This is a genomic window from Bradyrhizobium sp. BR 10261, from assembly GCF_019455395.1.
In the GTDB taxonomy this organism is placed as follows: Bacteria; Pseudomonadota; Alphaproteobacteria; order Rhizobiales; family Xanthobacteraceae; genus Bradyrhizobium; species Bradyrhizobium manausense.
The window spans coordinates 75,862-87,146 of the sequence record NZ_JACOFQ010000020.1 but is presented as its reverse complement, the minus strand read 5'-3'; the positions used below and the strand labels follow the sequence as shown (position 1 = coordinate 87,146).

The following is an 11,285-nucleotide window of genomic DNA, read 5'->3' as shown; positions in this document are numbered from 1 at the left end:
GTTCCACGCTTCGATAGCGCCATGTTCAGGACCTTTCGGGGTGGCCAGAGCGGGGGCTGGCGCGTGACTTCGATGTCGCCTGTGACGGGCGAGCCCCTGCCCTTCATGCCGGCGCTGTCGGTGACCGACAGCGACGCCGTCGCGCTGCCGGTGGTGCCCTCGCGCAATGCCTGGCGCCTGATCGGCGTGCCGAGCAGCCTGCGCTACACCGAGCGAGCAGAGAAGCAGCAACTCGTCGCCATGCAGGCCGGCCTCGGCCGGCTGGAAGCGACGAGCGCGGCGCTGATTCCGATCCGCAAATCGCAGGCCTGGTGGGATCTCACGCAAGAGGAGCGGCGCAAGATCTTTGAAGACAGGTCGCACCATATCGCCAGCAGCATGCGTTTCCTGCCCGCGATCGCGCGCCAGCTCTATCACTGCCGCGACCTCGGCGAGCCCTTCGATTTCCTGACCTGGTTCGAATTTTCCCCCGCGCATGCCTCGCTGTTCGAGGAGCTGGTGGGGATGCTGAGGCGGACCGAGGAATGGAGCTATGTCGAGCGCGAGCTCGATGTGCGCGTGGTGAAGGAAGTGCTGTCGGCTTAATGGTCAAGAAAGCGGCCGGACTCGATGTGCGGCAGGCCGGTGACCGGCCAGTTGTAGACGTAAGTCCAGGCCTTCTCCGCAACGCCATCCGCGCCGGTGACTTCGATCAGCTGCCGCAGATATTCGGTCGGCTCCGGAAAGCCTTCGCCGCAGGCCTCGTACATGTCGAGCTCGCGCAACAGCTCATCGCCGGCGCGCAAGGCGAACAGCTCGCCATGCACGATATCCGATGACACCTCGGACAACAGCAATCCCGGATAGTGCTTCGCCAGCACGAGCCGGCCGCGGCAGGTGGCTTCACCGAGGAAATCCGCATGCTGCGAGAGCAGCCGCGCCATCGGATGGTCGAAGCCGCGCATCAGGGTGCCGTAGACGAAGAGACGGTCGGAGGTCATGGGGTGTCTATAAACTCTCCACGCCGTCATTGCGAGGAGCCCGCGACAAAATTGCGAAGCAATCCAGAGTCCCTCCGCGGAAACAGCCTGGATTGCTTCGCTCGCAATGACGAAGGAAACAGCCCGTCTACGCAACCGCCGCTTCCAGCTCCTCGGCCGCGACCACCTTGACGCTGACATCCATGACGTCGAACGCATCCTGGGTGCCGATATAGATGCCGTGCAGCGGGATGGCCTGGCGCGGGTCGCGCGCGACGGCGACGCGGATGAGGTCGCGGGTGCCGACGATGCCGTTGGTCGGATCGAACTCGATCCAGCCCGCGCTCGGCAAGTAGACCTGCACCCAGGCATGGGTCGAGCCGCCGCCGACATGGTGCTGCGCGATGTCCTTGGGCACGAAGACGTAGCCGGAGACGAAGCGCGCGGCGATGCCGAGCCGGCGCAGCGCCTCGATCATGAACAGCGCGTAGTCGCGGCAGGTGCCGGTGCCCCGCAGCAAAGTCTCGCACGGGCTCTGCGTGCCCGGCGCGTGACGCCTTTGGTATTTGAACTGCTTGCGGACGGCGTGGGTGATGCGGCTGAGGATGTCGAAGGTTGGCGACGGCGCATTCTCGTCGAGAAAGCCGCGTGCCCATGCCGCGATCCTGCCCTCGGGATCGGGATATTGCGCCGTGATGTACTGGACGAGATCGGGCAATTCCGCATCGTCATAGGCGAACGGATAGAAATAGGCGGGATCGTCGGGCGTCAGCGCGAACTCGTCCACGGGATTGTGCTCGACGGTGACGTGCCAGTCGAACACCAGCCTGTCCGCGCGCGCGTCGAAATCGGCGATCGCGACCGAATTGCCGAACACATCGTGAATCCAGCGCAGCGACATCGGTTTCGGCGAGATATCGAGCCTGGAATCGAGCACGCGCAGATCATGGCCGTCGCTCGGACGCAGCATGAATCTGTGCTCGCCGAAGGCCACGGGACGATAGTAGCGATATTCGGTCTTGTGATGAATCGTCAGCAGCGGCATCGTCGGGAGATCAAGGTGATGTTGGGCAGGCCCATTGTTAATGTTTGCCCAATGTCCGGGGCGACTGCTTTTTCCACAGGCAATCAGGAATGGCTTTCAACACAGCCGAGGCGACGGATCAACTACTAGGCGACGGCGATATTCCGCCAGTGCATGAGGTGAATGCAGAGGGCACATCGCCCTTTTTGCTCACATCGGACCATTACGGCCGTAGTCTGCCGCGGGCGCTCGGCGATCTCGGTGTATCGGAAGACGAGCTAACGAGGCACATCGCCTGGGACATCGGCATCGCCGGCGTCTCCGAGCGGCTGGCAAACATGCTTAACGCGCATCTGATCGCACAGCGCTATTCGCGGCTGGTGATCGACTGCAACCGTCCACCCGCTGTCGCGAGCTCGATCCCCGTGATATCGGAGGCGACCGCGATCCCGCGCAACGAAGGAATCTCGGACGGTGAGCGCGCGGCACGGCGGCGCGAGATTTTTCAGCCCTATCATGATCGCATCGATGCGGTGATCGACGGCCGGAGCCGCGCGAAGCGGCCGACGGTGCTGGTGTCGCTGCACAGCTTCACGCCCGTCTATGCGGGCGTCGCCCGGCCCTGGCACATCGGCGCGCTGTACAATCACGACAAGGTGCTGCCGCAGCTGCTGCTGAAACACTTACGCAGCGAGGGCGATCTCGTCGTCGGCGACAACGAGCCCTATGCGGTGAGCGATCTCAGCGACTACACCATTCCCGTTCATGGCGAGGCGCGCGGTCTCGTCAACACCGGCATCGAGATCCGCCAGGATCTGATCGCGGATCAATCCGGCCAGCAGCAATGGGCGGAGCGGCTGGCAAGGATCTTTGCGGAGATCGAGGCGGAGCTGAGACCGGCGCTGCTGGTCGGCTAGCATGCTCATTTGGCCCGGATCAGCGCTAGCCAGATTCCGCCGCCGATCATGAAGCCGCCGGAGACGCGCGACACCAGGCGGGTGCGGCGCGCCGAGAAGAAGCCGCGGACCTGGCCGGCAAGCAGCGCGTAGATGCCGTCGGTCAAGCCGGCCAGCACCATGAAGGTGATGCCAAGCACCAGGACCTGCGACAAATGATCCTTGCTCATGTCCATGAATTGCGGAATGAACGCGCCGAAGAACACCAGCAGCTTCGGGTTCGACAACGCGACGACGAAGCCCTGCAAGAGGAAGCCACCGCGCGGCGGAGGCGGCGGCGCGTCGGCGTTGACGCCCTCGACCGGCGAGCGGATCAGCTTGATGCCGAGCCAGACCAGATAGGCCGCGCCCGCAAAGCGCACCCAGTTGAACCAATAGCCCATCGTCGCCATCAAGGTGGTGAGGCCGACCGCAAGGATGCCGATCACGATCAGCAACCCCATCTGCACGCCCAGAATGTTGGTCAGCGCCGAGCGTGTGCCGTACCGCAGGCCGTTGGCGATGACGAGGGTCACGATCGGCCCCGGCAGCAGCGCCAGCGCAATGCAGGCAGCGATAAAGGCGAGATAGGCTTGCATGGACATCATGGGAGGACTCTGCGCGATGGCGTTTGCAGCTATTAATGCATGAGAAGAGCAGGAACGGAAGTCATCACTGTGTGACACAGAGGCCCTGCAATCAGGGGTGTTATCACCCGCGAAGGCGGGTGATCCAGTACGCCGAGACCTTCATGAGATACGGAGAGGTTGCGGCGTACTGGATACCCCGCCTTCGCGGGGTATGACAGCAGAGGTGGTGGAAGCACCGCGCCGCATCGTCAATTTTTCGGCAAGCCGGCAACGGCGCGCGCGGGGCCGGTCAATTCGATGATATGCAGGCCGGTGTTGGCGCGATCGACGATGTAGATGTAGCCGCGGTCGTCGGTTTCGACATTGTTGGTCTGGATCGCGACCTTGCAGCGCTCGCCGCCCTCAACAGGAATGCAGCGCTTGTCGGTGGCGCTCGTGATCGCCGGGATGAAATAGCCGACTTCCCTTGGATGATAGGGATCGCGAACGTCAAGCGCGCGAACGCCGGCATTGAAGAAGGCGATGAAGGCCATCTTCTTGTAATAGACCGGCGCCATGCTCTCGTTCGAGGAGTGCGAGCCGAAGCGGCCGCCGCGCTGGCAGAACTTTCCGCTCGCCTCCGGCACGGTGTAGCTCGAGATCATCATCGGCCGCGCCTCGGTTGTGACGTCGGCGAACCACACCATCTGCCTCGCCTCACCGCATTCGTTGAGGATCGCCTCATCCACGATCATGACGATGTCGCGGGTCTTGCCGTCCTTGTCCTCGGCAAATTCCGCCACGGGCATGTCGAGCATCGGGAACGTGGTGTGCGCGCCGTTGAAGGCGGACATCGGCAGCCGCGAGATCTCCGGAAAGCGCAGATTGTCCGGCGTCGGCTCCTTCGGCCCCGTCAGCAGCTTCTCGCGATCGACGATCTGCAGGATGCCGCCCTTGTTGGTGCCGTAGCCGAAATAGACGCGGTTGCCGTCGGGCCCGGTCGAGATCGGTCCGTGCAATTCGGTCGGCACCGCGCCGGTCGAGCCGGGCTCCTGGCCGGGCAGGCCGAAATCGCGGATCTTCTGCGGATGCGCGGGGTCGGAGAGATCGTAGACCTGCGTCATGCGCCGCGTGCGCCAGTCCGGCGCGCCCGAGACGAGATAGGCAATGCCGGTGTCGCATTCCCACCAGCTCTTGTGCGTGTCTTTCAGGCCGCCAAGACGCGTGATCATCACGGGATTGGCGGGGTCGGCGACGTTCCAGATCTCATGCGCCTCGCTGCCGAAGGTGCGCAGCATGTAGACCGCGTTGGGATCGCCCTTCGGCAAGGTCTTGCCGTCGCACACGCGCACCATCTGCGCGCCGCCGGATTCATATTTGCCCGGCTGTCCCGGCAGGTGCCTGAGATATTTGGGATGCGCGGGATCGGTGACGTCGAGGATCGAGGTGCCGTTCGGCTCGGCATTGCCCGTCATCGGATTGACCGGAGCCGGCACGTCGTCGGTGCCGCCGTGGTGGCCGATATAGGCGATCCAGCGGTCGCCCTGATGATGGATGGTCGGCTGATAGGCGCTGCGGGCCTGAAGATCGTTGCTGCCGACCAGCTTCATGTTCGATGCCTCGGGCGGCGCACCGATGGTCTGCTTCTGGGCGTGAACAGAAGCGCTGCCGGCGAAAAGGACGAGGGCCGCAGCAGTCAGGACGCAACGGAACATCAAAGCCCTCCCCGGAACCAATCTGCGCTGGCTGAGCTTCAACGCTAGCACGGCCGCTCGCACGCGCCAAAGACACCATCTTGACATGCAACCATTTAGTTGCATATTATCGCCGCCATGGATGAGGTCTTCAAGGCGCTCGCCGATGCGTCGCGACGGTCGCTGCTGGACCGGCTTCACGCCAGGAACGGCCAGACATTGAACGAGCTTTGCGAGGGCCTGGCGATGACGCGCCAGGCGGTGACGAAACACCTGGTTATCCTGGAAGAGGCCAATCTGGTTACGACCATCAAGCATGGCCGCGAGAAGCTGCACTATCTCAACCCGGTGCCGATCCACCAGATCGGCGAGCGTTGGATCAGGAAATTCGAGCGCAGCAAGCTCGCCGCACTCAGCGAGTTGAAACGCCAGCTGGAGAAGCGTGATGAGTAAGCCGCAATTCGTCTAGTCACCTATATCCCGCGCGCAGCGCTCAACAAGGGATTTGATGCGAAATGAACCTCGACAACTTCCAGCCCCTGACTGTCTACAGCATCTACATCGCCGCCACGCCGGAGAAGGTGTGGGAGGCGCTGACCTCGGCCGAGTTCAGCAGGCAATATTTCTTCGGCAATACCGTGGAGGTCGAGCCGCGGCTCGGCGGCGCCTTCATCGTGCGGACACCCGACGGCGCCCTGCATATCAGCGGCGAGGTGCTCGCTTACGATCCGCCGCGCAAGCTGGCGGTGACCTTCAACGTCAACTGGCCCGAGCTGATCGAGAAGCTGGGGCCGACCCTCGTCACTTACGACATCGAGCAGGTCGGCGACGCAGTCCGGCTGACCATGAGCGAAGGCCACGATCGTCCGCTCAGCGATGACATCCTGTCCGGCGGACGGTCGGGCTGGCCAGCGATCCTGTCCAGCCTCAAGAGCTTGCTCGAGACCGGCAAGCCACTCGTCGTCAAGCTCGGGCCGCCACAGCGGATGCTGGATGCGCTGAAGGCGATGGGGATCAAGACGCCGTAGGCCTGACCTTGTCATTCCGGGGCGCGCGGAGCGCGAGCTATGGTGCGCAATTGCGCACCTGAGAATCCATCGCGCAGCAGAGTTGGTGGAACAATGGATTCCGGGTTCGCCCTGCGGGCGCCCCGCTAGCCTGGCACTGGCACCACCAAGCGCCGGTAAAGATGCCATGTCGCATGCCCGAGCACCGGCAGCGTTACCACCAGGCCGAGGAAATACGGCAGCGCCGACACGATCAGCAGCATCACGATGACGGCGGCCCAGCCGACCATCGGCAGCGGACTGGTCACCACCGCACGCACGCTCGTCACCATGGCGGTGACGAAATCGACCTCGCGATCGAGCAGCAGCGGAAACGACACCACGGTCAGTGAAAACAGAATCAACGACAACGCCGCGCCGACTGCATTGCCGATCGCGAGGAACAGCAAACCCTCATTGGTGGTCAGCACCACCGTCATGAATTCCTGCAAGCTCGAGAACGAGGCGTGCAGGCCCAGCAACAAAGCGATCAACAGCCGCACCTGGTACATCCAGATCACGAACACGAACAGCGTGACGAAGGCCATCCAGCCGATTTCGCTGCGCGAGCGTATCGCGGACCAGATCGCACCGAAAGAGACGGGCTGGCCGCGCTCGCGGCGGCGGCTCACCTCGTAGAGGCCGATGGCCACGAACGGCCCGATCAGCGCGAAACCGGCGGCCAAGGGATAGACGAGATAGACCATGCCGAAGGCGGTGAGGCAGAGCATGATGGTGATGCCGCCGGCGGCGTAGAGCGCGCCGAAGCAGAGCCCGTAAAGCGGCAGCGCCTGGAAATCGCGCAGGCCCTCCGCCAGCGCCTCGGCGATATCGGTCGCCGCAACGGGGCGCACCACCGGATCGACCTTGCCCGAGATGGACATCAGCTTCCTCCGCGCATCGGCGCGATCTTTTGTCGCGCGCAGGCCGCGATATTAGCGTCACTGCGCCCGGGCGCAACTTGACGCCGGATGGCGGAGCGATTGTAGCGTCGCCGCGATGCACGCGTGACAAAATCTTTAGCGTTCCGGGCAATTTCGCGTCGATGCCTATGGACGGGGCCGACGATCGTGCCGCAAATTGTACCTCCAAACATATACACGCGAACAGCGGACCGGCCAATCGATGAGCCTGCGTACCCGGTTACTGATCCTCGTCATCGCGGCCATGCTGGTACCGGCGAGCCTCGTCGGCTTGCGCTTCGTGCAGAACCGCTCCAGCGAGATCAACGCTGCGCTGGCCAATCTTGTTGCCTCGGCCGATGACATCGCGAGTGATCTCGGCGGGAAGATCCAGGGCACGGCCCAGCTTCACTATGGCCTTGCTCGCGCCCGCGACCTCGACACAAGCGACAAGGCGGCATGCTCTGCCTTCCTGTCCGATGTGCGCGAAGAATATCCGCAGTTCACGGGAATCCTGACGATCAATCCGGACGGCAGCCTGTTCTGCGACTCGCTCCGGACCAACCGCAGGCTCGATCTAAATGACCGTGCCTATTTCAAGCAGGCCAAGGTCTCGCAAGGAGCCGTCGCGGTGGAGCCGGTGTTCGGCCGCCTGACGGGACTATCGGTCCTCCAGATTGCCTATCCGGTGCGCTCGGACGCCGGCGCGCTGAAATTCATCCTGCTTGCCTCGTTCAACTTGAACAAGTTCGCGGAGTTTCACGACAGGCGCTTGCTCGCCGAAAAGGAGATCCTGTTCCTCGACAGCAAGGGTACGGTGCTGGTGGCCCCCACGCGCGGCGGCTGGAGCGATCCGATCGGCGCCTCGATCGCTGGCTCTGATCTGTTCCGCTTTGCGGCAGCGGCCGACGGTGAACCTTCTCGCGAGCTCACCGATCGCGACGGCCGCACGCAGGTCTGGGCCGTCGCCCGGTCGCCGTCGATCCGCAAGGCCGGCCTCTATATCCTGGTCGGGCGCTCCAAGGACGGGCTGGTCGCCGCCGCCAACCGCCGGCTCTACGAGGATCTGGCGATCCTCACTGTGGCCTCGCTGCTGCTGCTCGCCGGTGTCTGGATCCTGGCGACGGTCAGCGTCGGGCGCCAGGTCGGCCGGCTTGCGGCGATGGCCAAGCGGCTCGGGCTCGGCGATCTCAGCGCACGGATTCCACCGCCGCATCCGCGCGGGGAGCTTGGTGGGTTGATGATGCTGCTCAACGGCACCGCCGAGTCGCTCGAGCAGCAGCGCGCCGCCATCGCCGATCTCAGCCACAAGCTCAGCCAGTCCCAGAAGATGGAGGCGATGGGCCAGCTCACCGGCGGCGTGGCGCACGACTTCAACAATCTCCTGACCGTCATCCTGGGCAACTCCGAGCATCTCGCCGACCGGCTGGCGGACGACAAGGAATTGCAGCGGATCGCCGCCGATATCGCGACCGCGGCCGAGCGCGGCTCCGACCTGACGCGCAGCCTGCTTGCCTTCGCGCGCAAGCAACCGTTGCGGCCGCGCGAGATCGACATCGCCGAGCAGGTCGTCGGCATGGAGCAGTTGTTGCGGCGATCACTCGGCGAGCACATCGAATGCGGCTTTGCCTTTGGAGCAGATCTGTGGCGGGCCAGCGTCGATGCCGGCCAGCTCGCAACCGCCCTGCTCAACCTCGTGCTCAACGCGCGCGACGCGATGCCTGAGGGCGGCAAACTGACGGTCGAGGTGCGCAACAATTCGCTCGGTCCATCCGATCTCGACGTCAACGGCGAGCCGCGGCCCGGCGACTACGTCATGGTGGCTGTGACCGATACAGGCTGCGGCATGGCCGATGATGTCGCGAGCCGCGCGTTCGAGCCGTTCTTCACCACCAAGGAGGTCGGCAAGGGCACAGGCCTCGGCCTGAGCATGGTCTACGGATTTGCGCAACAGTCAGGCGGTCTGGTGCAGCTACAATCCGAGCCGAAGCAAGGCAGCGTCGTCAGGCTATTCTTCCCGCGCATCGTTGCAGCACACGACGAAGCCTCGGCTCCGGCAGAACCGATCGCGGTCCCCGACGGACGCGAGACTATTCTCGTCGTCGAGGATGACGACATGGTGCGCGCCTATGTCGAGAATGAGCTGCGAACGCTCGGCTACCGCGTCATCACGACGTCGAACGGGCCCGCGGCGCTGGAAGTGCTGCAAAAGCCCGGCGACGTCCATCTGCTGCTCACCGACGTCGTGATGCCCGGCGGCATGTTCGGGCCGGAGCTTGTGCGGCAGGCGACGGCGCTGCGGCCCGGTCTCAAGGTGCTGTTCACCTCCGGCTACAGCCAGAATCCGGTCAAGATGCCCGACGGCGTCGACGCCCGCATTCTGACCAAGCCGTTCAAGCGGCAGGATCTTGCCGCGATGCTGCGGTCTACACTGTCGGCGCCGCCGCGCTAAAATACGCTCTAACCTCTCGCCCGCAATTCGCGCCGCAGCACCTTTCCTGTCGCCGTCATCGGCAAGGTCTCGGCGAATTCCACGTAGCGCGGATATTCGTGGGCGGCGAGTTGCACCTTGACGAACTCCTGGATTTCGCGCGCGAGCGCATCGTCAGCGGCAAAACCCGGGCGCAGCACGATCCAGGCCTTGATCGATTCGGTGCGGATCGGATCGGGAATGCCGACCACCGCCGCCATCGCCACCGCCGGATGCTTCATCAGCGTGTGCTCGATCTCGGACGGGCCGACGCGATAGCCGGCCGTGGTGATGACGTCGTCCTCGCGGCTGACATACCAGAAATAGCCGTCCTCATCCTGCACGCCGAGATCGCCGGTCAACAGAAATTCGCCGGCATATTTCTTCGCTGTCGCGTCCGGGTTGCGCCAGTATTCGAGCATGGTGACGGGACATGGCTGGCGCACGCCGATGATGCCGCGCTGGCCGCGTGGCTGCTCCTCGCCCTTGTCGTTGACGATGCGGACGTCGAACCCTGGCGTCGCCTTGCCCATCGAGCCGGGCCGGATCGGAAACAGATTGGAGTTGCTGCCGATCACCAGATTGCACTCGGTCTGGCCGAACACTTCGTGCGCATCGACGCCGAAGGTGTCCCGCACCCAGCCGAGCAGCTCGCCGCCGAGCGATTCACCGCCGGTAAAGATGCTGCGCAGCTTGACGCCCGCGTGTTTCACGCCCGCCTGTCGCATCAGCTTCAGCGCGGTCGGCGGCAGGAAGACGTTGCGGACGCCGAGATCGGCCATCATCTGCATCGCCGCCTGCGGCTCGAATTTTCGCGCGCGATGTCCAACCAGCGGAATGCCGTGATACCAGAACGAGAGCAGGCCGTTGATGAGACCACCGATCCAGGCCCAGTCCGCCGGCGTCCACATCAGATCGCCAGGGCGCGGCAGGAAGTTATGACACATCTCGACATTGGGGAGATGGCCGAGCACGACGCGATGCGCGTGCAGCGCGCCCTTTGGGTTGCCCGTTGTACCCGACGTGTAGATGATCAGCGCTGGATCATCGGCGGATGTGTCGACATTCGCAAAATCTTCGGACGCGGTTTCGATTGCCGACCAGAACGGTTTCGCGCCGGCGTGGACGGCACCGCTCGTGATGTAGATGTCCTGCAGATAAGGCAGCCGATCGCGGATCTTGGTGAGCTTCTCCCAGCCAGCCTCATCGGTGATGATCGCCTTCGCTTGCGAATTCGACAGGCGGAATTCCAGCGCATCCTCGCCGAACAACGCGAACAGCGGGATCGAGATCAGCCCGGAGCGGAACGCCGCCATATGCGCGATCGGCAGCTCCAGCGACTGCGACAGGAATACCGCGACGCGATCGCCGCGGACTAACCCGTCCGCCTTCAGCACATTGGCGAAGCGGCGCGACATCTCGGCGACTTCGTCGAACGAGGTGCGCGTGGTGGCACCGTTTTCGTCGACATAGACAAGCGCAAGCCTGCCGGTTCCGTCGGCATGGCGGTCGCAGCACGCATCCGCGATGTTGAAGCGCGCTGGGATGTCCCAGCGGAAGTTGCGGTAGAGCTCGTCGTAGGTTGCGGCTTCGGTGAGCATGGTCGTTTCCCGGCGGCGGCGTCATGGCCGGGCTTGTCCCGGCCATCCACGCTCTTGTTTTTGGCGACACTCTAAAGCCGTGGAT

11 protein-coding genes are annotated in these 11,285 nt (G+C 63.9%); 5 read left to right on the top strand and 6 right to left on the bottom strand.

What is annotated here, in order from left to right:
- Positions 1 to 21 precede the first annotated feature (21 nt).
- Entirely contained in the window at positions 22 to 585 is a 564-nt protein-coding gene (locus HYH07_RS22930) for a chlorite dismutase family protein (RefSeq protein ID WP_220004622.1), read from the top strand.
- Here the strand turns inward: HYH07_RS22930 and HYH07_RS22925 are convergent.
- Positions 582 to 980 (bottom strand): gamma-glutamylcyclotransferase, encoded by a 399-nt coding sequence (locus tag HYH07_RS22925; RefSeq protein ID WP_220004621.1) that lies wholly within the window; start codon positions 978 to 980, stop codon positions 582 to 584. The two genes, HYH07_RS22930 and HYH07_RS22925, sit on opposite strands and share 4 nt — an antisense overlap.
- Positions 981 to 1,107: 127 nt before the next feature.
- Entirely contained in the window at positions 1,108 to 2,004 is an 897-nt protein-coding gene (locus HYH07_RS22920) for a transglutaminase family protein (protein ID WP_220004620.1), read from the bottom strand.
- Between the two features lie 89 nt (positions 2,005 to 2,093).
- Here HYH07_RS22920 and HYH07_RS22915 point away from each other — a divergent pair, with 89 nt between their 5' ends.
- The gene (locus tag HYH07_RS22915) at positions 2,094 to 2,900 is read left to right on the top strand and encodes an N-formylglutamate amidohydrolase (RefSeq protein WP_220004619.1); all 807 of its coding nucleotides are present in this window, start codon (positions 2,094 to 2,096) and stop codon (positions 2,898 to 2,900) included.
- 5 nt (positions 2,901 to 2,905) lie between these two features.
- Here HYH07_RS22915 and HYH07_RS22910 read toward each other — a convergent pair whose 3' ends face one another.
- Both HYH07_RS22910 and HYH07_RS22905 read right to left on the bottom strand, forming a co-directional pair.
- Complete coding sequence (locus HYH07_RS22910; RefSeq protein WP_220004667.1) at positions 2,906 to 3,523, bottom strand: LysE family translocator; 618 nt, start codon at positions 3,521 to 3,523, stop codon at positions 2,906 to 2,908.
- Between the two features lie 233 nt (positions 3,524 to 3,756).
- Positions 3,757 to 5,202, bottom strand: coding sequence for an LVIVD repeat-containing protein (locus tag HYH07_RS22905; protein WP_220004618.1), 1,446 nt, complete (start codon positions 5,200 to 5,202; stop codon positions 3,757 to 3,759).
- A 117-nt stretch (positions 5,203 to 5,319) separates the two neighbouring features.
- Between HYH07_RS22905 and HYH07_RS22900 the strand changes: the two genes are divergently transcribed.
- Positions 5,320 to 5,634, top strand: coding sequence for a helix-turn-helix transcriptional regulator (locus HYH07_RS22900; RefSeq protein ID WP_220004617.1), 315 nt, complete (start codon positions 5,320 to 5,322; stop codon positions 5,632 to 5,634).
- Between the two features lie 62 nt (positions 5,635 to 5,696).
- Positions 5,697 to 6,209 (top strand): SRPBCC family protein, encoded by a 513-nt coding sequence (locus HYH07_RS22895; RefSeq protein ID WP_220004616.1) that lies wholly within the window; start codon positions 5,697 to 5,699, stop codon positions 6,207 to 6,209.
- Positions 6,210 to 6,334: 125 nt separating this feature from the next.
- On the opposite strand, the gene HYH07_RS22890 is transcribed toward HYH07_RS22895, so the two are convergent.
- The gene (locus HYH07_RS22890) at positions 6,335 to 7,111 is read right to left on the bottom strand and encodes a DUF2189 domain-containing protein (protein ID WP_220004615.1); all 777 of its coding nucleotides are present in this window, start codon (positions 7,109 to 7,111) and stop codon (positions 6,335 to 6,337) included.
- A gap of 241 nt (positions 7,112 to 7,352) precedes the next feature.
- Between HYH07_RS22890 and HYH07_RS22885 the strand changes: the two genes are divergently transcribed.
- Positions 7,353 to 9,581, top strand: coding sequence for an ATP-binding protein (locus HYH07_RS22885; protein ID WP_220004614.1), 2,229 nt, complete (start codon positions 7,353 to 7,355; stop codon positions 9,579 to 9,581).
- A gap of 8 nt (positions 9,582 to 9,589) precedes the next feature.
- Here the strand turns inward: HYH07_RS22885 and HYH07_RS22880 are convergent, their stop codons facing one another.
- Positions 9,590 to 11,200: an acyl-CoA synthetase gene (locus HYH07_RS22880; RefSeq protein ID WP_220004613.1), complete on the bottom strand. Its 1,611-nt coding sequence runs from the start codon at positions 11,198 to 11,200 to the stop codon at positions 9,590 to 9,592.
- Positions 11,201 to 11,285: the final 85 nt, after the last annotated feature.

Bases quoted from the DNA above. Each gene is read 5' to 3' on its own strand.
- HYH07_RS22890 (WP_220004615.1), bottom strand. From the start codon at position 7,111: ATGTCCATCTCGGGCAAGGTCGATCCGGTGGTGCGCCCCGTTGCGGCG.
- HYH07_RS22895 (WP_220004616.1), top strand. From the start codon at position 5,697: ATGAACCTCGACAACTTCCAGCCCCTGACTGTCTACAGCATCTACATC.
- HYH07_RS22900 (WP_220004617.1), top strand. From the start codon at position 5,320: ATGGATGAGGTCTTCAAGGCGCTCGCCGATGCGTCGCGACGGTCGCTG.
- HYH07_RS22905 (WP_220004618.1), bottom strand. From the start codon at position 5,202: ATGTTCCGTTGCGTCCTGACTGCTGCGGCCCTCGTCCTTTTCGCCGGC.
- HYH07_RS22910 (WP_220004667.1), bottom strand. From the start codon at position 3,523: ATGTCCATGCAAGCCTATCTCGCCTTTATCGCTGCCTGCATTGCGCTG.
- HYH07_RS22915 (WP_220004619.1), top strand. From the start codon at position 2,094: ATGGCTTTCAACACAGCCGAGGCGACGGATCAACTACTAGGCGACGGC.
- HYH07_RS22920 (WP_220004620.1), bottom strand. From the start codon at position 2,004: ATGCCGCTGCTGACGATTCATCACAAGACCGAATATCGCTACTATCGT.
- HYH07_RS22925 (WP_220004621.1), bottom strand. From the start codon at position 980: ATGACCTCCGACCGTCTCTTCGTCTACGGCACCCTGATGCGCGGCTTC.
- HYH07_RS22880 (WP_220004613.1), bottom strand. From the start codon at position 11,200: ATGCTCACCGAAGCCGCAACCTACGACGAGCTCTACCGCAACTTCCGC.
- HYH07_RS22885 (WP_220004614.1), top strand. From the start codon at position 7,353: ATGAGCCTGCGTACCCGGTTACTGATCCTCGTCATCGCGGCCATGCTG.
- HYH07_RS22930 (WP_220004622.1), top strand. From the start codon at position 22: ATGTTCAGGACCTTTCGGGGTGGCCAGAGCGGGGGCTGGCGCGTGACT.